At 63.5% G+C, this 23,705-nt stretch carries 22 protein-coding genes; 12 read left to right on the top strand and 10 right to left on the bottom strand.

Translation table 11 applies throughout. From position 1 onward, the window contains the following. Nucleotides 1-6 precede the first annotated feature (6 nt). Entirely contained in the window at nt 7-1,011 is a 1,005-nt protein-coding gene (locus O4220_RS23550) for an ABC transporter substrate-binding protein (protein WP_269607953.1), read from the bottom strand. A 116-nt stretch (nt 1,012-1,127) separates the two neighbouring features. Next, entirely contained in the window at nt 1,128-2,138 is a 1,011-nt protein-coding gene (locus O4220_RS23545; RefSeq protein WP_269607952.1) for an aldose epimerase family protein, read from the bottom strand. A 207-nt stretch (nt 2,139-2,345) separates the two neighbouring features. Here O4220_RS23545 and fdhA point away from each other — a divergent pair, with 207 nt between their 5' ends. Further along, nucleotides 2,346-3,563: a formaldehyde dehydrogenase, glutathione-independent gene (gene fdhA / locus O4220_RS23540; protein WP_094617013.1), complete on the top strand. Its 1,218-nt coding sequence runs from the start codon at nt 2,346-2,348 to the stop codon at nt 3,561-3,563. Between the two features lie 110 nt (nt 3,564-3,673). Continuing rightward, a complete protein-coding gene (locus O4220_RS23535) occupies nt 3,674-3,877 on the top strand; it encodes a zinc-ribbon domain-containing protein (RefSeq protein ID WP_269607951.1) in 204 nt (67 codons plus the stop codon). 10 nt (nt 3,878-3,887) lie between these two features. Here the strand turns inward: O4220_RS23535 and O4220_RS23530 are convergent, their stop codons facing one another. Then, nucleotides 3,888-5,042: a beta-ketoacyl synthase N-terminal-like domain-containing protein gene (locus tag O4220_RS23530; RefSeq protein WP_269607950.1), complete on the bottom strand. Its 1,155-nt coding sequence runs from the start codon at nt 5,040-5,042 to the stop codon at nt 3,888-3,890. 191 nt (nt 5,043-5,233) lie between these two features. On the opposite strand from O4220_RS23530, the gene O4220_RS23525 reads away from it, so the two are divergent. Further along, a complete protein-coding gene (locus O4220_RS23525) occupies nt 5,234-6,841 on the top strand; it encodes a bifunctional diguanylate cyclase/phosphodiesterase (protein WP_269607949.1) in 1,608 nt (535 codons plus the stop codon). Nucleotides 6,842-6,952: 111 nt separating this feature from the next. Beyond that, complete coding sequence (locus tag O4220_RS23520) at nt 6,953-7,858, top strand: arabinofuranosidase (protein ID WP_269607948.1); 906 nt, start codon at nt 6,953-6,955, stop codon at nt 7,856-7,858. Nucleotides 7,859-7,865: 7 nt separating this feature from the next. On the opposite strand, the gene O4220_RS23515 is transcribed toward O4220_RS23520, so the two are convergent. The 3 genes from O4220_RS23515 to O4220_RS23505 all read right to left on the bottom strand — a co-directional run bounded on the left by O4220_RS23515 (nt 7,866) and on the right by O4220_RS23505 (nt 10,811). Next, nucleotides 7,866-8,891: a phosphotransferase family protein gene (locus O4220_RS23515; RefSeq protein ID WP_269607947.1), complete on the bottom strand. Its 1,026-nt coding sequence runs from the start codon at nt 8,889-8,891 to the stop codon at nt 7,866-7,868. Next, nucleotides 8,888-10,099 carry an acyl-CoA dehydrogenase family protein gene (locus O4220_RS23510; protein WP_269608076.1) on the bottom strand — a complete coding sequence of 404 codons (1,212 nt, stop codon included), beginning with the start codon at nt 10,097-10,099 and terminating at the stop codon, nt 8,888-8,890. The genes O4220_RS23515 and O4220_RS23510 overlap by 4 nt, the downstream gene beginning before the upstream one ends. Before the next feature lie 94 nt (nt 10,100-10,193). Further along, nucleotides 10,194-10,811, bottom strand: a complete 618-nt coding sequence (locus O4220_RS23505) for a TetR/AcrR family transcriptional regulator (protein ID WP_269607946.1) — start codon at nt 10,809-10,811, stop codon at nt 10,194-10,196. Nucleotides 10,812-10,964: 153 nt separating this feature from the next. Here O4220_RS23505 and O4220_RS23500 point away from each other — a divergent pair, with 153 nt between their 5' ends. The 3 genes from O4220_RS23500 to O4220_RS23490 are packed head-to-tail and all read left to right on the top strand — an operon-like array spanning nt 10,965 to nt 14,742. Continuing rightward, nucleotides 10,965-12,602 carry a class I adenylate-forming enzyme family protein gene (locus tag O4220_RS23500; RefSeq protein ID WP_269607945.1) on the top strand — a complete coding sequence of 546 codons (1,638 nt, stop codon included), beginning with the start codon at nt 10,965-10,967 and terminating at the stop codon, nt 12,600-12,602. After that, nucleotides 12,599-13,891 (top strand): MFS transporter, encoded by a 1,293-nt coding sequence (locus O4220_RS23495; protein ID WP_269607943.1) that lies wholly within the window; start codon nt 12,599-12,601, stop codon nt 13,889-13,891. Before O4220_RS23500 ends, O4220_RS23495 begins: the two co-directional genes overlap by 4 nt. A gap of 56 nt (nt 13,892-13,947) precedes the next feature. Beyond that, nucleotides 13,948-14,742 (top strand): MerR family transcriptional regulator, encoded by a 795-nt coding sequence (locus tag O4220_RS23490; protein WP_269607942.1) that lies wholly within the window; start codon nt 13,948-13,950, stop codon nt 14,740-14,742. A gap of 22 nt (nt 14,743-14,764) precedes the next feature. Here the strand turns inward: O4220_RS23490 and O4220_RS23485 are convergent, their stop codons facing one another. Then, the gene (locus O4220_RS23485) at nt 14,765-15,601 is read right to left on the bottom strand and encodes an SGNH/GDSL hydrolase family protein (RefSeq protein ID WP_269607940.1); all 837 of its coding nucleotides are present in this window, start codon (nt 15,599-15,601) and stop codon (nt 14,765-14,767) included. Nucleotides 15,602-15,768: 167 nt separating this feature from the next. Between O4220_RS23485 and O4220_RS23480 the strand changes: the two genes are divergently transcribed. The 3 genes from O4220_RS23480 (at nt 15,769) to O4220_RS23470 (ending at nt 18,140) form a co-directional block, all read left to right on the top strand. Further along, a complete protein-coding gene (locus O4220_RS23480; RefSeq protein ID WP_269607939.1) occupies nt 15,769-16,104 on the top strand; it encodes a DUF2834 domain-containing protein in 336 nt (111 codons plus the stop codon). A gap of 90 nt (nt 16,105-16,194) precedes the next feature. Next, nucleotides 16,195-17,019 (top strand): dienelactone hydrolase family protein, encoded by an 825-nt coding sequence (locus O4220_RS23475; RefSeq protein WP_269607937.1) that lies wholly within the window; start codon nt 16,195-16,197, stop codon nt 17,017-17,019. 221 nt (nt 17,020-17,240) lie between these two features. Further along, entirely contained in the window at nt 17,241-18,140 is a 900-nt protein-coding gene (locus O4220_RS23470) for a 3-hydroxyacyl-CoA dehydrogenase (protein ID WP_269607936.1), read from the top strand. A gap of 18 nt (nt 18,141-18,158) precedes the next feature. On the opposite strand, the gene O4220_RS23465 is transcribed toward O4220_RS23470, so the two are convergent. Beyond that, nucleotides 18,159-18,911 (bottom strand): alpha/beta hydrolase family protein, encoded by a 753-nt coding sequence (locus O4220_RS23465; RefSeq protein WP_032377170.1) that lies wholly within the window; start codon nt 18,909-18,911, stop codon nt 18,159-18,161. A gap of 99 nt (nt 18,912-19,010) precedes the next feature. After that, nucleotides 19,011-20,213, bottom strand: coding sequence for a helix-turn-helix domain-containing protein (locus O4220_RS23460; RefSeq protein WP_269607934.1), 1,203 nt, complete (start codon nt 20,211-20,213; stop codon nt 19,011-19,013). A 127-nt stretch (nt 20,214-20,340) separates the two neighbouring features. On the opposite strand from O4220_RS23460, the gene O4220_RS23455 reads away from it, so the two are divergent. Further along, entirely contained in the window at nt 20,341-22,005 is a 1,665-nt protein-coding gene (locus O4220_RS23455) for an FAD-binding dehydrogenase (protein WP_269607933.1), read from the top strand. Beyond that, entirely contained in the window at nt 22,002-22,928 is a 927-nt protein-coding gene (locus O4220_RS23450) for an MBL fold metallo-hydrolase (RefSeq protein ID WP_269607932.1), read from the top strand. The genes O4220_RS23455 and O4220_RS23450 overlap by 4 nt, the downstream gene beginning before the upstream one ends. 9 nt (nt 22,929-22,937) lie before the next feature. Here the strand turns inward: O4220_RS23450 and O4220_RS23445 are convergent, their stop codons facing one another. Further along, the gene (locus tag O4220_RS23445) at nt 22,938-23,702 is read right to left on the bottom strand and encodes an alpha/beta fold hydrolase (RefSeq protein ID WP_269607931.1); all 765 of its coding nucleotides are present in this window, start codon (nt 23,700-23,702) and stop codon (nt 22,938-22,940) included. Between the last annotated feature and the right edge of the window lie 3 nt (nt 23,703-23,705).

Genomic DNA, 23,705 nt, shown 5'->3' with positions numbered 1-23,705 from the left:
CGACTTTCAGTACTGGCGGTCGGCGAGTACTGCTGCCGCCTGGTCGGGCGTGAACGTGGTCTCCTCGGTGACGACCCTCTTGGGAACGTCCTCGCCCTTGACGACCTTGTCGGTGAGCTCCATCAGCTGCGGTCCGAGAAGCGGGTTGCACTCGACGATGAAGTCGATCTTCTTGTCCGCGAGCGCTTGCATCCCGTCCTTGACCGCGTCGACGGTGATGATCTTGATGTCTTTCCCGGGTACCAGCCCGGCGGCTTCGATGGCTTGGATCGCGCCGAGGCCCATGTCGTCGTTCTGCGCGAAGACGACGTCGATCTGGCCACGGTTGGAGTTGAGGAACGACTCCATCACCTGCTTGCCGCCGTCACGGGTGAAATCGCCGGTCTGTGAGGCAGTGATGGCGATGTTCGACTGGCTGCCGATGGCGTCGCGGAATCCCTCGGCCCGATCGATGGCGGGCGCAGCACCGGTGGTTCCCTGCAATTCGACGACGTTGATCTTGCCGTCGCCGGTGGTATCCGCAGTGGCGCTGTTCTGTACCAGCCAGTCGCCTGCCTTCTTGCCCTCCTCCACGAAGTCGGAGCCGAGGAACGTGGCATACAGAGAATCATCGGTGGTGTCGACGGAGCGGTCGGTGAGGATCACGGGGATGTTCGCGCGCTTGGCTTCCTGCAGAACCGGCTCCCATCCCGTCTCGACGACGGGGCTGAAGGCGATGACATCGACCTTCTGCTGGATGTAGGTGCGGATTGCCTTGATCTGGTTTTCCTGCTTCTGCTGTGCGTCGGAGAACTTCAACTCCACGCCGGCTGCACTGGCTGCGTCCTGGATGGAAGTGGTGTTGGCCGTGCGCCATCCGCTCTCGGCTCCGACCTGGGAAAAGCCCAGCACCGTTGCGCCGTCACCGCCGCCTCCGGCTGCGTCGCCGCCGCCTCCGCTACTGCACGCGCTCAAAACGATCGCACCACTCAGGATGAGCGCGCTCGCCGCGAAAATTGTCTTCGACGCCATGGTGATCTCCTCAATGTCGCCACTCCGCTGTGACGTGTGCAACACAGTGTGAGCGTTAACATCCGATGGCGTCAAGGCTTGGAACGAGAATTTCTACAAAAATTGTGAACGCTCACTCAGGCCTGGAGGGCGGAGAACCTCCACTCGATCACGGATCGGTACGTCCGGCCCGGGCGTAACTCCGCCGACGGGAAACTCGGGTGATTCGGCGAATCGGGGAACAGCTGAGGTTCCAGCGCAATGCCGTCCCCTTGGCGCAGCATCGAGCCGCGCCGGGACACATCGCTGCCATCCAGGAAGTTGCCTGTGTAGACCTGCACGCCGGGCTGATCGGTCCACAATTCCAGTGTCGTTCGACTGCGCTCGGAGCTCAGGATCGACGCACGCCGAAGCCCCGCACCGTCGATGACAAAATTGTGGTCTATTCCCCGGGCGGTCAGCAACTGCGGATGAGTGGCTCGGGCAAGGTCTCCGACCCGTCCGGGCCTGCGCAGATCCAGCGCGGTGCCGTCGACGGAATCGACAGCACCGGTCGGGATTCCCTCGGTGTCGACCGGGGTGTACGTCGAGGCGAACACCTGCAGGGTGTGCTCGTCGATGCCGTGGCCGTCGAGGTCGAAGTATGCGTGCGACGTCAGGTTCACCACCGTCGTCGCGGTGGTCGTTGCCGTCAACTCCAGCCGCGCACTGTCGAGCGTGACGGAGAACTGGGCCCGCGCACGGACTTCGCCCGGGTAGCCCTGATCGCCGTCGGGACTGATCAGCTCGAAGTCGACCGAATCCGGTGATCGGCCGATCACGGTCCAGTGTCGTGAGTCGAAGCCGCCGGTTCCGCCGTGCAGGTGGTTGGTGCCGTCATTGATCGTCAGTTGCACAGGTTGCCCGTCGATCTCGAGCCGCCCGTCCTTGATTCGGTTCGCGAACCGTCCGACAGTGGAGCCGAAATAAGCTGTGGACGAGTGTAATTCGCGCTCACCGGCTAGGCCGACCAGAACGTCGCGTCGTTCGCCGTCACCTCCCGTGACCGACATTCGTTGGAGTGTCGCACCGTAGGGGAGTACCTCTACTTCCACTCCGGGCGCGCTTCCGATGGTGATGGTCTCGTTGTGATCGTCGTCGGTGGGCACCGGTCGACGATAGCGCCGTGGAGCGGTACCGGTCCGCTGATTGCTGCGCACGGCGGGCGGCGCTCTCTGCATTCGCAAGTGCGCATACTATGGTGTGATGCAGGCCACATCGTCCTGCGCTCACTGTCGAATGTGTACGAATTCTGTGAGCGCACAAGCGGTCTCGGTCTGTCGATCGCAGCAGGGCACCGTCGAACAGGAGAAATCGTGGCAGACAACAGAGCAGTGACGTACGCCGGCCCAGGGAAGGTGGAGGTCCAGGACATCGCTTTTCCCGGCCTGGAGCTGACCGATGGACCCGGAGTGAATCCGGCCAATGTCGGTCGAAAATGCGAACACGGTGTGATCCTGAAGGTCGTCTCGACCAATATCTGCGGCAGTGACCAGCACATGGTGCGTGGGCGCACGACGGCACCCGAGGGGCTCGTACTGGGCCACGAGATCACCGGCGAAATCGTCGAGGTCGGACGGGATGTCGAATTCCTGAAGGTCGGAGACATCTGCTCGGTACCGTTCAATATCGCGTGTGGACGTTGTCGAAACTGCAAGGAGCGCAAGACCGGCATCTGCCTCAACGTGAACCCCGATCGACCCGGGTCGGCTTTCGGGTACGTGGACATGGGTGGTTGGGTCGGGGGTCAAGCCGAGTACGTCATGGCACCGTACGCAGACTTCAACCTGTTGAAATTCCCCGACCGGGACCAGGCGTTGGAGAAAATTCTGGACCTGACGATGCTGTCCGACATCTTTCCCACCGGATTCCACGGAGCGGTCACCGCAGGAGTGAAACCCGGTGCGACGGTCTACATCGCCGGTGCGGGGCCGGTCGGCCTCGCTGCTGCAGTCGGTGCGCAACTGCTCGGAGCGTCGGTGGTGATAGTCGGCGACATGAACGCAGACAGGTTGGCCCAGGCGCGAACCTTCGGCTGCGAGACCGTCGACGTCGGCAAGGGTGCACCGCAGGATCAGATCGAACAGATTCTCGGCGTTCCCGAGGTCGACGCCGCGGTGGATGCGGTGGGCTTCGAGGCTCGCGGTCACGGCGGAGATTCGTCCCACGAGGCACCGGCGACGGTACTCAACTCGCTGATGGAGATCACCACGGCTGGTGGTGGCATCGGTATCCCCGGGCTGTACGTCACCGGCGATCCGGGCGGCGTGGACGAGGCTGCGCAGCGTGGCGCTCTCTCGCTCAGCCTCGGTACCGGTTGGGCCAAGTCGCTGTCGTTCGCCACCGGGCAGTGCCCCGTGATGAGCTACCACCGAGAATTGATGAATGCAATCCTCAAGGAACGGGTTTCGATTGCCAAGGCCGTGAATGCCACGGTCATCACGCTCGACGATGCACCGCGCGGCTACCGCGAATTCGACAGTGGTGTTGCGCAGAAATTCGTCATCGACCCGCACGGGATGATCGCCGGCTGACAGCGTCCGACCCAGCAGTCGTTCGAGCCACCATCGCGAGAACGCGACGGTGGCTCGAACGTTTTGCTGCACAGAGTTCGGCAGCCGTTCGGGCCACCTATGCTGGGGTGATGTTCCTACTCTTCGGTTTCGGCAGCAAGCGCAAACACGTCGGAACGGGCGCAACGCGAAACTGCCCGCGGTGCCACAACACAACCCAGTGGGCGAGAATGAAGCAGTACCAGCAATTCACGCTGTTCTTCGTTCCGGTCGCACGCTGGAAGCGCACCGAATTCGAGGAATGCGGAATCTGCGGAGCTGCCACCGAGGTGTGAGGAACGCACGTCACGCCGGTGCCAACACGACCGCCGAGTTGTGTCCGCCCATTCCCAATGACGACTTCACAGTCAATCCCGTTTCTGCCGTGGTGAATCCGTCGAGCAGCAGGGGGTGAGCATCCGAGACCTGCGGGGCCGCGGGAACGAGTCCGCATTCGAATCCCATGACCGCCGACAGGGTTTCGATCGCCGACGCCGCACCCTGGCAATGTCCGGTCAATGGTTTCACCGAATACACCTGCGCGCGGGACTCGAGCACCGATTGCAACATCTCCGTCTCTGCTGCATCGCATTGCGCGGTGCCGGGTCCGTGCGCATTGAGGTAGCGCACCTGGCGTGGTGTGACCCCGGCGTCGGCCAACGCCTCCTCGAAACAGGCTCGTACGTGAGTGAGTGAAGGGTCGATCGAGGTGGCGTGGAACGCGTCGTGGGTCATGGAGCCGCCCAACACTCGGGCGTACGAGGCAGTGCTTCGATTGGACAACACGAAAGCCGTTGCTGCTTCGCCCATTCCGAATCCTCGACTGCCTTCCTGGAATGGCCGGCAGCCCTCCTGGGGCTCCACGTCGACGACGCCGACGCCGAGCTTGACGAAATGATCGATGTTCTCCGGCGTCAGCGACAGATCGGTGGCGACGAACACGACGTCGTCGACGAAGCCGGTATCGAGCCACATCTTGGCGGTCAGCAGGCCGGCATTACCCGATGCGCACATGGCCGAGACATTCATGGCCGGGCCGTGAAAACCGTATTCCTGCATCAACAGCGACACCGGCGTCGACGGCATCAGAGTCAGATAGTCACGAACTCGGCGCTCACCACCGTCCTCCAGGTAGAAGTTTCGCCACTCGTCCACTTCGCCGAGGACGACGGCGTGGATCAGACCGACACGTCGCCCAGGTCGCCAACCACGCGTCATCGCGTCGTCGATGGCCTCGCGAGCGGCCCCACGAAGCGCCCGTCCGAATCGGCTGCCATCGGCGTGGTCTCCGCCGTCGGGTACTTTCGCCAGCCACACCGGATTTTGGCCGGGTCGGGCGCGATCGTGATGCAGGGTGGCTGCCGCCTTGCCCGTGGACAGGCCGTTCCACAGAGCGTCTGTGCCCCAGCCGTAGCCGGACACTGCACCGATCCCGGTGATGTCGATTCCCTGAGTACTCATCTTCGATTTCCGTTTCTATGCGAGGTAATCGAACCGGAGTCGGCTCGCTCCTCGATTTAGCCTCCGAAACCGGTATACGGTCCAGTCGAGAACGGGATGTTCGTTGCATATCGGGCATCGAACTCCACGGAGCCACGATCTGGTGGTTCAATCGGGTGTTGACCGTCTGTCTAGGAACGCGAGGACCGAGCATGGCCCCAGGGGAGCGCGAGAGCGTCGGCGACCCTGACTCGAGTCCCGCGTCGCCTGGATTGGCTGACCGCTACCGGGTTCTAGTCGAGCATTCACCGGACGCGATCGGTGTTCACCGACGTGGCACGCTCGTCTATCTGAACCCGGCCGGAATGCGGTATCTACGCGCCGACACCGCCGACGACGTCATAGGGCGGCCGATCGAAGACTTCATAGCTGCCGAGTCGATAGGGCCCATGTTCGAGCGCATCGCCGCTCTCGGCACTCACGGCACGGCAAGCGCAGCGTCCGAAGCAACGGTGCTTGCACTCGACGGGACGACACTGACCATGGAAGCAGTGTCCGTGCGCACGGTGTGGAACGGCGAGCCGGCGTTCCAGGTCATCCTGCGAGATCTCACCGAGCACAAGGCCGCACAGAAGGCGTTGCGGTATCAAGCCGCCTTGGTCGAGCATGTCAGCGATGCCATCGTCGGTGTCTCGTCCGACGGCCTGGTGTCGAGTTGGAATCCCGCAGCCGAGTCGGTGTACGGCAGGTCTTCGGACGACGTTCTCGGTCGCAGCGTCTCGTACGCAGTTGGCGTTCCGTGCGATCCGGCCTCGATTCTGCGGGCCGGTGGACAACTGTGCGAGTCGCATCGTCGCGGCGACGGCACTGCGCTGGCGGTGGTGGTGTCCGCGGCTCAGATGCCCGACGGCTGGGTGTTGGTGTGCGCCGACCGAAGCGCGGTGCAACGGGCCGAGGACCACTACACCGCGGTGGTCGAATCACTCGAAGCCGGGGTCGTCGTGCTCGATCACACCGGCCGCATCGAGTCGGCGAACCTCGCGGCGAAGACGATCCTCGACCTTCAGGTCGGGGCCGAGACGGCAGCTCGGGCGTCATCCCTCCCATTTCGGGTGTATGGCACCGACGAGAGTCCGATTCACCCGTTCGAGCACCCGGTCGCCGTGACGAGAAAGACCGGTCAGCCGAGCCAAGCGGTGATCGGCGTCGAGCGTCGACGAGACGGCAGGAACTTCTGGCTGTCGTTGACGGCGACGATGCTGACTTCGGGCAGCCAGGCCCCCTCCGTAGTCGCGACGTTCGTCGACATCACCGATGCCTACCGGATGAACATCAAGCTCGAACATGCCGCGACGCACGACGATCTGACCGGGCTGCCGAACAGGCCGCTGATTTTGGCGCGGCTCGACGAAGAGCTGGCCCGGCCGGCTCGCGACGGCGCGATGGCAGTGCTGTTCATCGACCTCGACAACTTCAAGACGATCAACGACCTGCACGGACATATTGTCGGCGACGCTGTGCTCGGCGTGGTTGCCGCGCGTCTGACCAGGGCGCTCCCGGCGGACGCCTTCGTCGGACGAATCGGTGGCGACGAGTTCGTGGCAGTGGTTCCGCATCGAGCGGGCACCGAGGCCGACGATGTGCGTGCCGAACTCGCCTCTCCCATCACGACGGCGGGACGGGTATTGACGGTGACGGCGAGCATCGGTGGTGTCACCGTCGATCGAGACGACAGCCGTAGTGCGTTGGACATTCTCGACGACGCCGATCACGAGATGTACCAATCCAAGACCGTGTCGCAGTATCTTTCGCATCCTTGACCGAACGGTGACAATGTTTCCGCCTGCGACGAAAGTTGTGCGTGGTGCGCATGGGTCGTACATACTGCTTCGGTGATGCCGAACGTCAGAAAGTGTGTAATCGCCGTTCCGATGGTGATCCTCGTCGTGGCCGGGCTCCTGTTCGCCTCTGCGGGCACCGGGGCCGCCGCGCCGTCCGCGTGGCGCTACACGATGGTGGCGTTCAGCAACGACAGCGATCGCGACATGGATGTCTACCAATCCAGCGACGGGACGGACTTCACCACCCTGCAGGCCGGTGCTTACCGACCGCCTACCGGTGTGGTGCGCGACTCGAGCATCTTTCGGCACACCGACGGCATGTACTACGTGACCTATACAACGGGCGGCGGGGCGGACATCGGTCTTGCGCGCAGCACCGATCGTGTCAATTGGACGTTCGTGGCGAACCTTCCGATCCCGTTCTGCTGTCTGCTCCTACCCGGTACCGGAGCAGGTACCGGCTCGGCAGGCTCCTCGGAACTTCCGTCACTGTCGCCGTTCACGACCAAGGCCTGGGCACCGGAGTGGTTCGTCGAGGGTGACCGCGTCAGCATCATCGTGTCGTTGTCTGCCGGCGGAGGGTTCGTTCCGTATCTCATGACGGCGACCGATCCCGGCCTGACGACGTGGAGCTCCCCGGTTCCGTTGACAGGGATCATCAACGACCACATCGATACCACGGTGGTGAAGGCGGGAGCTCTGTACCACGCATTCACAAAGGGCGAGAGCCAGAAGGTCATCGAGCACTGGATCGCACCCTCGCTCGGTGGTCCGTACGTTCTGGACCCCACCTTCCGAGACTTCGGTCCATTGAAGGAAGGGCCCGCCGTCGTCGAGTTGCCCGACGGTACCTGGCGGCTGTACTACGACGACTACACCAACCAGAAGTACTTGTACTCGGACAGCAAGGACTTGGTCGGCTGGTCCGAACCGAAGGAGCTCCCGGGCCTGTCCGGAACCGTGCGCCACATCGGCGTGATGCGAGAGCCGGCCTGACGCACGCTCACTCGTCCGATCCCGAGAGTGCTCTGAGCCCGGCTGCGACGAACTCCCCGGTGGCGTTCGCGGCGTTACGGGCGCCGGCCCCGGTATCGGAACCCGAGAGCGCGCGGTGGGTGATGCCCTCACCGATCACGCCGAGCTTGAAATTGGCCAGGGCCAGGTAGAAGCCCCAATTCTGCAGTTCACGACCCGATTCCACTGCGTACCGTTGTGCGAGGTCGTCGGCCGAGGGATATCGGTCGCTGGTCCATGCCGCGTCCGCGCCCAGGACCGCATCGAACACGGGTTGACGGTAGATGCACATCAGCGCGACGTCGGTGAGGGGATCGCCGAGGGTGGACATCTCCCAGTCGACCACTGCGGCAACAGAACCGACGTCGTCGGCGTCGAGAATGGTGTTGTCGACGCGATAGTCTCCGTGGACGATGGACGATGCCGAGTGCGTCGGTATCGCTGCCTCCAGCGCCCGGTGAAGTCGGTCGACATCGGGTAGATCGCGGGTCTTGACGCTGTGCCACTGACGAGCCCACGTCGCGACCTGACGGGAGACGAAGCCGTCGGGTCGTCCGAAGCTGCCGAGGCCTACGGCAGCGGGGTCGACGGCATGCAGCCTGGCGAGCACCCGGACGAGCTCGGCGGCGTTCGCTGTGACCTGCGTGTCTGTGAGATCGGAAAGATCCTCACGCGTACGGACAACTCGTCCGGGAACGAACTCGACGACGGTCATCGGCGCACCGAGAACCGAACCGTCTCGATCGAAGGCAACCGTCTGCGCCACGGGAACGTCGGTGGATGCAAGAGCCGCGGTGACGGCCCACTCGCGGGCCATGTCGTGCGCCGAGGGCGTGAGCCCGCTGGTGGGCGGTCGACGAACAACCCATGTCGAAGTGTCGTCGTATGCCTTGTAGGTGAGGTTGGAGCGACCACCGCTGATCATCTCGACCGACAACGTGCCATCGAGCTCGATGTTGTTCTTTCGCAGGAACCGTTCCAGCGCATCGCGATTCATTCCCGGCAGTTCGCTCACGACTGTGCCTCCCGCGCGGCGCGCTTGGCGGCACCGATCGTCCGTTTGGCGATGGCCCAGCGGTGTACCTCGGACGGACCGTCGTAGACGCGGAAGGGTCGCACTTCGCGCGAGAGCCTCGCCAGCGGAAGATCGTCCGATACTCCGAGCCCGCCGCACATCTGGATGCTGCGGTCGACGATTCGGAAGATTGCCTCGGCGGCGAACGTCTTGGCGATGGACGTCTCGTTGCTCGCGTGTCCACCCCGGTCCAGCTCGAAGCATGCCTTGATCAACAGTGCGCGGGTGGCCGCGATGTCGATCTCGTTGTCCGCGACCATCTTCTGAACCATACCGAGGTCGCCGAGCTTGCTGCCGAATCCTTCGCGCCGGGCCACCTGTGCCACGGCGATATCGTGGGCTCGCCTGGAGGCTCCGAGCCAGCGCATCACATGGGTCATGCGGGCCGGCCCCAGACGCACCTGGGCGTAGGCGAATCCCTCGTCGACGGCCCCGAGCACGTTCTCGTCGGGCACGAATACGTTCTCGAAGAACACCTCGCAGTGTCCGCCGATCATGGCCTTGTCCAAAGTGCCAATGTGTCGGCCGACCGTGATGCCCGCAGTGTCGGCGGGGGCCAGGAACATCGTGGCACCCCCTCGATCGCCGGGCTTGCCGGAGGTTCGGGCCATGATGATGAAGAACCCGGCTCCGTCGGCACCGGTGATGAACCACTTGTGCCCGTTGATCTTCCATCCACCCACGACCCGTTCGGCTGCGGTGGTCAGGGCTGAGGGATCGGAACCGGCACCCGGTGCGGGTTCGGTCATTGCGAAAGCCGAACGCACGTCTCCGCGTGCGAGGGGCGCGAGAAACTGCTCCTTCTGCGCCGCCGACGCGATGTGCGCGAGCATGTGGACGTTGCCCTCGTCCGGGGCACCGAGGTTCAGTGCGATGGGTCCGAAGAGTGAATAGCCGGCTTCCTCGAACACCGGGGCGCGGTCACTCATCGACAGGCCGTGGCCGCCGTATTCGACAGGCGCATGTGGCGCGAAAACGCCGGCTTCTTTCGCGGCCGCCTGCATCTCGACGCGAAGTCGGTCACCGCCGGCATCGGTGACGTTGCCCAGAAACTTGTCCTCGATGGGAAGCACGTGGTCTCGAGTGAATGCGCGAGTCCGGTCGATCAGCTTCTCGATGTCCGGGTCGTACGTCAGATCGATGGCCACCATGTGCTCCTTTTCAGTACCGACCGAACACTCGCTCGGTTCCTCGAAGGTTGGCACAACTGCCCGCCCGGGTCAAGGAACCCGGATCGGGCCCCTACTCGTGTATCCCGGTCACGGCACCGACCGTCCGTCGGGCGATATCGAGATACACGGCGACCAAGTCGCCTGGTGCCAAGGGTCCATCGGGGCGGTACCACGTGGCGACGCCGACACACATCGTGGTGACGGCGCGACTGGCGTCCCTCGGGTATGGACTGTCGAAAAGGCCTGATGCGACGCCGTCGGCGACGATCGCATCGAGCACACGTTGTTCGTCGTCGCGCTTGGCGATGTACGCGGTGCGATTGGCCGACTCGAGGCTGCGAATTTCCGTCGAGCACACGAAGGCGGCGTCGCGACGATGAATGTGGAACAGCAGCAAGGACTCCACGACCGCGTCGAACCGATCGCTCGGCGATGAACCTGCGTCGGCCTCGGCCGATCGAGTCCGGTCCAGCAATTCGTCCATCGACGCATCCATGATGCCGACCAGCAGGGCCTGCTTCGACGGAAAGTGGTGGTAGAGGCCGGGAACGGACAGGCCGGCCCCCGCAGCGATCTGCCGCACCGACGTCCCGTGGTAGCCCTGCTCGACGAACATCTTCAGCGCCGACGCCAAAGCTGGGGAAAGGCTCGAGCCCTCGTACATTCGCCAGTTGTGGGTCGCGGTCATGCGCTTACCGTAGAGGCTGACTCGAGTACGGTCGGCCCGTACACATTGGGTTGACACGAAAGTTGTGATCCGCAACACTGTTGAAACGCAGACCGAGCGAGTGTTCGGTCGGTCCATCCGGGCCGATATTCTGCTCGACCGAAAGGGCCATCCATGACCCTCGACAGAGCGACCGGGCCTGCAACGGTTCTCGACGCCTGGCGTAGCCGAGTGTCCGATACCCCGGACCGGCCGGCGTTGGCGTACTTCGACGCCGTGCTCACTGTCCGCGAGGTGGACGAGGCATCCGATGCACTCGCCGCGGCCATGATCGATCGAGGAGTGGCGCAGGGCGATCGCGTCGGCATCTATCTGCAGAACATTCCGCAGTACGCCTTGACCTTCCTCGCGCTGTGGAAGATCGGGGCGGTCGCGTTGATCCTCAACCCGATGTACCGCAACCGTGAACTTCGCACCTTGATCGACGATGCAGAACCGATCGCACTCGTCTGCGACGAACACGATCTCGATGCTGTGGGGGCGACGTTGCGCGGCAGTTCGATCCGACTGATCGTGAGCACCAGCGGACTGGACCTGCAGGCACGCAACGACCCGCGAGTCTTCTCGTCCACGTCGCGCGTGACGCCACGGCCCGACGACGATCTGATGGGCCTGATCGACAGCTACCGTGGCCGATCCATCCCCGAGTTCGATCCGCAGCCGGACGATCTCGCGCTTCTGGCGTACACGTCAGGAACCACGGGTCCGCCGAAAGGCGCGCAGATTTCGCATGCGAACGCATTCGCGACTGCTCTCGATTTCGGGGAACGGGCCGGTCTCATCGACGGCGACGTCGTGTTCGCCGTTGCACCGCTGTTCCACATCACGGGTGCGATGCTCGACGCGGCGGTCGCGCTGGTGCGTGACTGCAAGCTCGTCTTCGCTCATCGCTTCGACGCCGCGGTCACGCTGGACGCATTCGTCGAACATCGGGTCACGTACACGATCGGGTCGATCACCGTATTCAATGCGATCTCCGCGGCAGCAGGTTCGACTCGCGCCCACTTCGAGTCGGTGAAGGCGTTGTACTCCGGTGGCGCGCCCATTCCGCCGGCAACGGTCACCGCGTTCGAGTCCGCCTTCGGCTGCTACATCCACAACGCCTACGGAATGACCGAAACCACGGCGGGCGTCATCGCGGTGCCGCCGGGCTCGCGTGCGCCGGTGGACTCCGTGAGCGGATCGTTGTCCGTCGGGTTTGCGCTACCGCGCGTGACGCTACGTACGCTCGACCCCTCGGGGGAGCCGACGGCTGCGGGAATCGCCGGGGAACTGGAGATTTCGGGTCCGCAAGTGGTCTCCGGATACTGGCGCAATCCCGACGCGTCCGAGTCGACGATCCCAGAGGGGCGTCTGCGCACAGGCGACGTGGCGATCATCGACGAACACGGCTGGGTGTATCTCGTCGACCGGCTCAAGGATCAGATCAACGTGTCGGGATACAAAGTGTGGCCCCGAGAGGTCGAAGATGCACTCTACGAACATCCAGCGGTGTTCGAGGCCGCTGTGGTGGGCAGGCCGGATGACTATCAAGGGGAATCGGTGGTGGCATACGTGTCACTCCGACGCGACGCCACCACGACGCCGGATGAACTGATGGCCTTCGCGCGGGATCGTCTTGCCGCGTACAAGCGTCCGAAATCCATCCACATCATCGACGAGCTTCCCAAGACCCAGACCGGGAAGATTCGACGTTCAGCACTCAAACCTGTTCCTGTGGAAAACTATTCGATCGAAAGTGGCACTCCATGACCGTCGGATCATCGCGCGACACCCGCTCTGCACCGGATATCTCCTCACGGAAGAAATCACTGTTCGCCAGCACGATAGGCAACGTACTCGAATGGTACGAGTGGAGCGCCTACGCGGTGTTCGCCCCGTTCATCGCGGCGGCCATGTTCAGTCAGGCCGATCCGGTCTCGGCATTGTTGTCCACGCTGGCGGTGTTCGCCGTCGGATTCCTGATGCGGCCTCTCGGCGGCATCGTGTTCGGACGGATCGCGGACAAGAAGGGCCGTAAGTTCGTCCTCGTCACCACGATGCTCATGATGGCAACCGGCAGCCTGCTGATCGGCATCATGCCCACCTACGGTTCGATCGGGGCTTGGGCCTCGGTACTGCTGTTGCTTGCACGCGTCATGCAGGGTTTCGCGCACGGGGGCGAGTCGGCGACGGCGTATTCCTACGTCGGCGAGATCGCGCCTCCGAACCGACGTGGCATGTGGGGCAGCGTCGCGTTCGTCGCCATCTTCGGTGGATCGGCTCTCGCATACACAGTGGGTGGCGTCATCACCTCCACGCTGTCGGATTCTGCTGTCGGGCAATGGGGTTGGCGTATCCCCTTCCTGCTGGGTGCACTCCTGGCGCTGTTCGCTCTCTACCTGCGCAAGAACATGGACGAGAGCGAGGTGTTCGACTCGGAGCAGAACAAGGTCGAACAAGTACCGATCGCGCGCAAGACCGTCGTGAAGGCGATCGTGTTGATGATCGGAATGACGTCGGGAATCACGGCGGCGCACTACACCTGGACCTCGTACGTCTCGACCTTCGCCATCACGCAGCGCGGGATGAATCCCGACACCGCGTACTGGATGCTCGTCATCGCACAGTTGATAGCCCTGGTGTCCCTACCGTTCTTCGGTCGTCTCTCGGATTCGATCGGTCGACGGCCGATGCTGGCCGCATTCGCCGTGCTGATGTTCGTGCTGCAGGTCCCGCTGACGATGCTGATCTCTACGCAGTGGTGGACACTGCTGCTCCCGTCGACGGTGGCGCTGCTCGTCATCGCCGTCCCGGCCTCGATTCTGTCTTCGACACTGTCGGAGAGCTTTCCCACCCGACTCCGCACGCAGGCAATCGGATTCGCCTACTCGTTCTCGGTAGCGGTGTTCGGCGGAACGGCGCCGTATCTCAACCAGCTGTTCCTCGGGTTGGATCTGGGTTGGGTGTTCGGCGTGTACATCATGTTCCTGGCTGCTCTGACCGGCGTCGCCTGCTTCTTCATGAAGGAGACCAAGGGGATTCGACTCGAGGATGTCTGATCCGTCCCCGGCCGGAGTTTGCTCCTGACGTGGCGTGAGGTTCTACCGTTGCCTGCATGAACAGCAGCGATTCGACCACCTGGGGTATCGGCGACGTGGCCCGTCGGACCGGCGTCACCGAGCGGACCCTGCGTTACTACGAGGAGCTGGGTCTGCTCGCGCCGGTCCGGGACGGGGGAGGCAGGCGCCGGTACGACGGCGGAGATCTCGCTCGGCTGTACCGGATTCGACTGCTTCGAGAATTGGGCACTCCGCTTGCGGACGTCGATCCGGAGGCAGGGGATCTTCACCACCTGACGCGGGAGCATCTGGCCGACCTGGACCAACGGATGGCCGAGCTCGCTCGTGTGCGAGAGCGCGTTCGGGCCGTGGAGGACCGACTCCTTCACGGTGCTCGCCCGGGCGACGACGCCCTGCTGGACCTGCTCTCCGGCCTGTCGACCGACGAGCCCGCGGTCACTCGCCGGACCACGTTGCTGGTCTACCGCGACATCGCAGCAGCCCATTCCTACCTCGTCGACGTGCTGGGGCTGGCTCCCGGACAGATCGAATACGACGGCGACCGAGCAGTCCACGGCGAGGTTCACGCCGGTGACGGTGTTGTCTGGTTGCACCGCGAGGCCCCCGAACATCGGATGGTGTCTCCACTGACCACCGGCGCGGTCACCGCGTCGCTTGCGATCCTCGTCGACGACGTCGATGCCCACCACGCTCGCGTGGCGGCAACCGGGGCAACGATCGACTACCCGCCCACCGACATGCCCTACGGCGTTCGTGAATACAGCGTTCGCGATCCCGAGGGACATCTGTGGTCGTTCCAGACGCCGCTCGTGGAACCGGCGGCGTCCTGATTTCACCGACAACCGTGCCGAATCAGCCGATCGGGGAGCCACGTTGGGCAGTCAGCGCCTCGGTCACCTCGGCCGAGATGGCGGCCTCGCCGAGCGCATTGGGGTGCAACGGCACGAACTGATCTGCGAACAGCAGTGGTTCCACCCACCGCACTCCGACGGGTTGGCATGCATCGTGCCCCTCGGACACCACGGACATGTCGACGAAGGTCGTGTCGGTGTCGGCCGCTGCCTGGCGGATGGCATCGTTCAGCGTGGCCTGGAGGTTGCGCAGATACGGAACGTCGCCGAGTGCGACGGGGACCGACGGTTCGCACGTGCTCGCGGCCGGGATGAGCCATGGGTAACCGATGATGATCACCTCTGCCTCGGGCGAACGAGTATGTATGTCTCGCAACGCCTGTCGAACAGCCGGCAGCGTGCTGTCGAGAATCTTGTCGTCGAAGCTACTTCCGTTCTGCTGCGTGCACGGATCGAATGCACCGGCGTGGGTTGCGAGTGCACTCACGCATGCTGCGATCGCTCCCGAGAACACGCTGTTGTCGTTGCCACCGATCATCGAGGTCACCACATCGGCCGATGGCGATAGTGCATCGAATTGCGCTCGTATGCCCTCGAATTGAGGGGAATCGAAGTCGTCGGTGGCCGCACCGCCGCAGCTGACATCGGTGAGGCTGTAGCCCTGCTCGCGTGCGACGAGATGAGCAAAGTTGCGTTCCGACTGGAGGCACCTCAGTGGCATGTTCGGCGCCAGCGGCAGCACGCCGTTGCCGGCGCTGAAGCTGTCGCCGAGGTTGACGTACTCGATGGGCGACGCTGTTGCATGGGAGGGGATCGCCAGCGCGACACTGACGGACACGACAAGTCCGAGCCCGAACCGCTTTGTCCTGGTGCGCACTACTGACCCCCATGATGGCCGGATATTGCTCGGAATCGTACCGCTGTCCAGCCATGTGAGGATCGAGCGAGGACGACGATCTCGAACGACACGCCGAGGAGATCGCGAAGTGCCCTAGGTTGAGATCCATGAGAACAGCAGATGCCACTCGTCGACGCCTCCTGCTCCTGCTGACCGTGATCGGGTTCGTTGTCCCCAACTCGTTCGTCGTCGCCTACTTCAAGGAGCACGGCGTCAGTCGCGACAGCGCAACCGCATTCTTCGCGGACTGGGTCGCCTCGACTCCCACTCGTGCATTGACCGCCGATCTGGGAATCACGAGCATTGCCTTCGGGGTCTGGTCCCTCTGGGACTCGAAGGACAACGGAGTCAAGCACTGGTGGTTGGTGCCCGTCGGTACCGGTTCTGTGGGGATCTGCTTCGCAGCACCGCTGTACCTCCTCCTGCGTGAGTATTCGCGGTAGTCCTGGTCCATCAGGGCTTACTGCTCCACCGCTTTATGCTCGTGTCCGGTACCGCAGCCGCGCGTGCCCCTCTCCGAAGGACGTGTTCCCATGACCGATGACACGCTGGCCGATTTCGAACGAACCGAGTTCACCGCAGACGGGCGCACGGCGCCTGTCTATCGAATCGGCACCGGGCCGGCGGTCATCGTGATGTCCGAAATGCCGGGCATCACGCCGAGGGTTGCGGACTTCGCGCGGACCGTCGCCGGAATCGGATGTACCGCGATCGTCCCGCATCTGTTCGGCGTCGACGGGAAGGACCCGCTGACCGCACCCCTCGGACTGCTCGGTACCGCTGCCACCATGTCCCGTGCCATGGTGCCGGCGTGCATCAGTCGAGAGTTCACCATCTTGGCCACCGGCAAGTCGTCGCGGATCGTGGTGTGGCTACGTGCTCTGGCGGCCGAGGAACACGAGCGGTGCGGCGGACCAGGCGTCGGTGCCATCGGAATGTGCTTCACGGGCGGGTTCGCCCTGGCGATGGCCGCCGACGATCGATTGATCGCACCGGTGCTGTCGCAACCGTCCCTTCCGTTCGCGGCATCGAAGTCACGCAGTCGTTCCATCGACATCAGTGCCGGCGACCTTTCGAAGGTGAAAAGCCGTTGTGCTGCGGGAGATCTCACTGTTCTCGGTATGCGGTTTCAGGGCGACAAGATGTGTCCCCCTGCACGGTTCGAGTTTCTGAGGGAACAACTCGGCAACGCATTCGTGTCGGTGGAATTGCCCGATTCTGCGTTCAACCCGGAAGCATTCGGGCCGCCACACTCTGTCGTCACGGAAGGACTCATCGACGAGCCGGGTCAGCCGACCCGGCAGGCTTTGGACCAGGTACTCGACCTGTTCCGCAGTAAGTTGCTCGCAACGCCGTGAGGTCCCGCGGCGCGAACACGATGCGAAGCCGAAGGTCGAATTAACGGCTACGGAATGGTGGCCTGCAGAACCGCCTCTTTCCGTCGATCCTGTGGAGTGCTAAGCGCTGTCGTCGGTCGAGTCGGTCCACTGTTGGACCCCACGAGACGATGGCTCCGCGCTCAGCGGTAGAACTTGGAGAGCGGGAAACCAGTGACTCCATATAGGGAAGTGTGTCGTCCATGACCGATGTTGAGAACGTGACCGTATTCGGAACCGGAGTGCTCGGTTCGCAGATCATGATGCAGGCTGCCTACCACGGAAAAACCGTTGTGGGATACGACATTTCCGACGAACTACTTGCCAAGCTGCCGGATCGCTGGGAATGGATGCGCGGATACTACAAGCGTGACCTGAAGACTTTCGACGAGGCGCGATTCGACGAGGCCATCGAATCCATCACGACCACCACCAGCGTCGCCGAGGCCGTTTCGGACGCCGACCTGGTGATCGAAGCAGTTCCGGAGGATCTCGACCTGAAGAAGAAGGTCTGGTCGGATATCGGCGCGTTCGCTCCGCCGAAAACTATCTTCGTGACCAACTCGTCGTCGCTACTGCCCAGCAGTTTCGCCGAGGCCACCGGGCGGCCGGAAAAGTTTCTTGCATTGCACTTCGCCAATCTCGTGTGGCGGTACAACACCGGTGAAGTGATGGCAACTGCTGCAACAGATCCTGTCTACTTCGATGTCGTATCGATCTTTGCTTCGGAGATCGGTCTCGTTCCCGTTCCGGTCCGAAAGGAAATTCCGGGATACGTGCTGAACAGTCTTCTGATCCCGCTGCTGCAAGCAGGAGCCAACCTTTACGTCGGTGGGGTTGCCAATCCGGCGGACATCGACAACGTGTGGCGCATAGCCACCGGGGCACCCGCCGGTCCGTTCCAGATATACGACACTGTCGGCTTCAACGTCGCAGCACATATTGCGCGCGCACACGGTGGCGAGGATCAGGTCAAATTTGCCGACATTCTGCAAAAGGGTATCGACGCGGGAAAGACCGGTCTCGGGGACGGTGAAGGCTTCTACACGTACGACTCCGACGGTCAGCGACTGGATGCTGTCGAGTCGTGGAACATCAACTGAATCGCTCGACCCCGCCTGTCAGAGGTACGGATCCGCCCAGGCGCTGATGATCCGACCGGCACGAGCTGCTTGATTCTTGCCGGTGAGAAGGTGATTGGCCCCCTCGAGCGAAACGAAGCTCCGGGGGTGGCGGGCGGCCTGGAAGATCTCGCTGGCGTTGTCGATCCCTACCGTGTTGTCGGTGGGGGAGTGCATGACGAGTAGAGGTCTCCGCAGGGTGGTGATGCGCTCGCGCAGGTCTGCTTTGCGGACGTCGTCGACGAACTGTCGTTTGAGGGTCAGCGCTTTGCCGCCGGCGTGGAACGGCGCTTCACCCTCGTCCTGGATCCGATGAATGAGTGCGTCGTAGTTGTGCTCGACATGCGCGGGCTGGAACGGGGCGGCGACGATGGCGACCGCTTCGACCGTCGGACAGTCGTGCGCCGCAGCAATGGCCGCCGAGCCGCCGAAGGAATGGCCGACGAGCAACTTCACCTCGCGACCGGTCGCGTTCATGAACTCGACGGCCTTGACGGTGTCGTGCACCTTGTTCGAGAATGAACCGTCGCCCCAGTCGCCCTCGGAGTGGCCCAGACCGAGGTTGTCGAAGCGAAGCATTCCGATGCCGTCGGCCGCGAGCTGCTTGCACATTCGGTTCGCCGCCGGGCAGTCCTTGCCCAGCGTGAATCCGTGAGCGAATACGCCCCACCCTCGCGCCTCACCCTCGGGAACATCGACCACGCCTGCCAAGGTGGGTCCGGTTGCGCTGGAAAACGTGACCTGTTCCGACATACCGGTCATCCTAATGGGATCGACGACTCGGGCTCGAGTAGTCAGGCACGGTCGCGTGTGCGCATGACCACCGACGACGCTGGGTTCAGCCGAGCCGGGTCAACCGAGTTGGCGCAATTGGATCGCAGTATCGAGGGCCAGTCTGTGCCAGGCCGATCGCGGATCACGGCCGGTCAGTTCCTGAGCCCGGCGCAGTCGGTAGCGCAATGTCTGCGGGTGCACCTGTAGTCGAGTGGCGGCAGCCGTTGCCGTACCGGTGGAGATGAAGGCCGAAAGGCCTTGCAGAATATGTTCGTTCGCTGCATCTGTCAGTGGGCCGAGCACGCTACGTACCACCTCGCTCGTGTCCGCGGTGGGGCGCGCGGTCAGCAGTGCCAGCAGCTGACCGTCGCCCTGATCGAGCAGTGCCCGGTCGTCGAACGCGTGATCCGGTGCGGTGTCCAGTGCTTCCGAGGCGAGTCGCCACGAACTGCTGATACCGGCAATGGTCGATCTCTCCACGAGACATCCGCGCAGCAGCAGATCTCGACACGCGAGGTCGGCCTCGGCGCGGTGGATCGATGGTGGCAACAACACGATCGCGCGTTGCTCGCGCCGAGTGCACAAGTAAGTCCGCTGACCCGACGTCGCGGTGCGGTCGGGCGGGACGAGTCCCACAGCGAGAACCAGCGATTCGACGGTGTCGTCGGACATGGGTCGGCCTGGATCGGTCGATTGCACCACGAGCAGATTCGGGTGCGTGGGCAGCTTCAGGTCGAGTTCGCGGGATCGATCCGACACCGTCCCGGGTGAATTGTGTCTGGCAGCCAGCAGGTCGTCGAGCAACGCAGCGTGCGCCTGCGCACGGTTGGATGTGAGCTGTTCACGCGCAACGACGTACGCGCCGATGATCTCCTCGGAGATTGCGTCGAGTGCGTCGAGCACGCCCAGGCCGAGTTCGGCGATGTCCGGTGGTTCGAGTGCATCGAGATACTCGGTTGTCACGTGCCGGACGAACACGCTCGACGCGACTCGATACGCACGCAGCACATCGGCCAGCGGGCGCCCGTCTGCTGCGCGTGCGGTACCTATCGCGCGGAATCTGCTGTGGTCACGGTCGTCGATCGTTCGATCGCCATGCGCCCACAGGGCCATCAACCGCCTCAAGGACCAATACGCGATGGCCTCGACGTCGGCCAACTGTGCACCCTGAAGCGATCGGTAGACCGGGATCGCGTCGCGAATCGCGTGCACCGCCGATGCGACGACGGGGCCCAACTCCGACTCGATCTTCGCGACCACGGCGACCCGCGCTGGGTGCATCGATCTACCTCTCACAATTGTCAGCAACTGATAAATCGTATAGTCATTCGAGTCGATTTGCTTGAGTTCCGGCACCGACGACAGCACAGTCGAGGGAGACAGCCGGGTCGAGCAGAAGAGTGGGGCAATGGACGCAGACGTGATCGTGGTGGGTGCGGGGTTGGCCGGACTGGTGGCAACCGCCGAATTGGCCGACGCCGGAAAGCGTGTGCTCCTTCTCGACCAGGAGCCCGAGCAGAATCTGGGTGGACAGGCGTTCTGGTCACTCGGCGGGCTGTTCATGGTCGACACTCCGGAACAGCGACGCATGGGTATCAAAGATTCGGCCGAACTGGCCTGGCAGGACTGGCTCGGCACCGCGACATTCGATCGGGGTATCGACGATCCCGCCGGCGAGGATTATTGGGGCCACCAGTGGGCACGTGCCTACCTCGATTTCGCGGCAGGGGAGAAGCGGTCCTGGCTGCACGCGCAGGGCGTGCGGTGGGTTCCTGTCGTCGGCTGGGCCGAACGCGGCGGATACCTCGCCGACGGCCACGGCAACTCGGTTCCACGCTTCCACTTGACCTGGGGCACCGGGCCGGGCGTCGTCGCACCGTTCGAGCGTCGTGTCCGCGAGGCCGCGGACAAGGGACTGGTGCGCTTCGGTTTTCGTCATCGCGTCGACGAGTTCGTCGTCAGCGCAGGGGTGGTCGAGGGAGTGCGCGGCGCAATTCTCGAACCCAGCGCAGCCGAGCGCGGTGCGGGTAGTACTCGCGTCGAGGTGGGGCAGTTCGAGTTGCACGCCGGTGCGGTGCTCGTTACCGCGGGCGGTATCGGAGCGAACCATGATCTGGTGCGGGAGAATTGGCCGGCTCGTTTGGGAACGCCTCCGAGATCGCTCATTTCGGGAGTCCCCGAACATGTCGACGGCCGCATGCTGGGTATCACCGAGAAGGTCGGCGGACGTCTGGTCAACAAGGACCGGATGTGGCACTACACCGAGGGCATCAAGAACTGGAACCCGATCTGGAAGAACCACGGAATCAGGATCATTCCAGGACCGTCGTCGATGTGGTTCGACGCGCGTGGTCTGCGTTTTCCGGCCCCCAACTTCCCGGGCTTCGACACCCTCGGGACGTTGAAAGCCATCCAGGACAGCGGGTTCGAGTACTCCTGGTTCGTCCTCACCCAGAAGATCATCGAGAAGGAATTCGCGCTGTCGGGGTCGGAGCAGAACCCGGACATCACCGGTAAGAACCTCAAGCTCGTGCTCGGCCGAGTCTTGCCCGGTGCCAGTGAACCGGTCGAGGCGTTCAAGAAGAACGGCGAGGATTTTGTCGTCGCCGACACCCTCGATGAACTCGTACAGGGAATGAACAGGGTCACCGGCGAGCACCTGATCGACGTGGTCGATCTGCGGCGGCAGATCGAGGCTCGCGACCGCGAGGTCGACAATCCGTTCACCAAGGACTTGCAGGTCTCCGCGATTCACAATTCCCGTCGTTCGCGCGGGGAGCGGATCGCCCGTACCGCGTCGTTGCACAAGATCCTCGATCCCAAATCGGGGCCGTTGATTGCGGTGCGGTTGAACATCATCACCCGAAAGACATTGGGCGGCATCCAAACCGACCTTCAAGGCCGCGTCCTCGACGGCAACGGGCACGCGATCGACGGCCTGTGGGCGGCAGGTGAGATCGCCGGTTTCGGCGGCGGCGGTGTGCACGGGTATCGCTCGTTGGAAGGAACGTTCCTGGGCGGGTGCATCTTCGGTGGCCGGCAGGCCGGACGCGCGCTCGCTGCGCAGGCGTGACGGTGTTCCGACGCTTCGGTCGGCCCCCGCTGCCGGGGCCGTCGGAGATTGCCACCACCGCTTCGGCAACTCCTCGCTCGCCGGTGACGGTGTCGTTCCTCGGTGTCAGCACGGTGTTGTTCGACGACGGTGAATCCGCGATTCTCACCGATGGGTTCTTCTCGCGCCCGTCGCTGGCGAGAACCCTCGTGCTGCCACTTCGTTCCGACATGCGGCGGATCGATGCTGCCCTGCACAGAGCAGGCATCACCTCGCTCGACGCTGTGCTGTGTGCCCACTCGCATTACGATCATGCACTCGATTCAGCGGCGGTGGCTCGGAGAACCGGGGCGGTTCTGGTCGGTGGTTCCTCGACCGGTTTCATCGGGCAGGGTTCGGATCTCTCCGACGACCGCATCGTTTCGGTCGAGAACGGTGAAACGACCGAGCACGGAAATTTCGTCGTCACCTTCTTCGAATCCGTTCACTCGCATCCGGATCGAGCGCACGGGGAGATCGAGCGACCACTGAGCCAGCCCGCTCGGGTGAGCGAATATCGATGCGGTGAGGCGTGGTCGATGCTGGTCGAACACATTCCCAGCGGCCGGACCGCACTCGTCCACAGCAGCGCCGGTTTCCGGGTCGGCATGCTCGATGGAAGCCACGCCGACGTGGTCTATCTATCGATAGGCCAACTCGGCCGGCAATCGCGAGCGTTCATCGAGCAGTATTGGCGGGAGACGGCCTCGGTCGTCGGTGCCCGGCGCGTGGTTCTGACGCACTGGGACAACTTCTTTCGGCCTGTGCACAAGCCCCTGCATCCACTCCCGTACGCCTTCGACGATATGACTGCCTCGGTCGCCGTGCTGGCCGACTGTGCGCGGAGAGACGGAATCGTTCTCGAGCTACCGACGCTGTGGCGACGTGCGGACCCGTGGGCCTGACAGACCGCGTCAGCCCGCCTGATCCTCGATCGAATCGACGATCGTTCGTGCGCACAGAACCGGGTCGTCGATCATCGGAACATGGCCGACGTCCGGCGCGGTGACGAACCGGGCTCGAGGCAGGCGCTGTCGGGCAATGGGGACGAACTCTGCGGGTGGAAAGATGCGATCGTGAGCCGCCCACGCGACGGTGACCGGGCATGGCAGGTCGACGAGCGGGTCCATGCTTTCGCGGGTGTTCAGTAGTTCGTACGCTGCGTCGCACCCGACGAGATCCTGAAACGATCGCACGGCTTGCTGCGGCGTCATGCGCTCTCCATGGACTGCGATGTCGCGCATGGCAATTCGGCGAGCGAGACCGAACCTCATCAGCGCAGGGGCCAGACGACGAGTCGCGTCGGCCAATCTCTTGGTACGGATCAAGGTGGCTCGGCTGGCACCCGGCTTCTCGTCCCTTTCCCACAGTCCCGCAGGTGAGAATGCACAGACCGAGCGTGCGCGTCCCCGTCTCGCCAGTTCGACGGCCATCCATCCGCCCATCGAATTTCCGGCGATGTGTACTGCACCCAGGCCGCGCTCGTCGAGTTCGCGTTCTGCAGCATCGGTGACGGCGGCGATTGTCGCTTCACCGGCGAGCGCCGGGCCTCCACGATGACCGGCCGCGGTGGGAGCAATGACATCGAACCGTTCGGCCAGCAGTGGCACGACGTCGTCCCACGCTGCTCCCGACATGGTGACGCCGTGCAGCAACATCAACACAGGCTTGTCGTTCATCGA

The organism is Rhodococcus ruber, assembly GCF_027270735.1.
GTDB lineage: Bacteria > Actinomycetota > Actinomycetes > Mycobacteriales > Mycobacteriaceae > Rhodococcoides > Rhodococcoides rubrum_A.
This window is presented reverse-complemented; position numbering and strand designations above follow the sequence as displayed.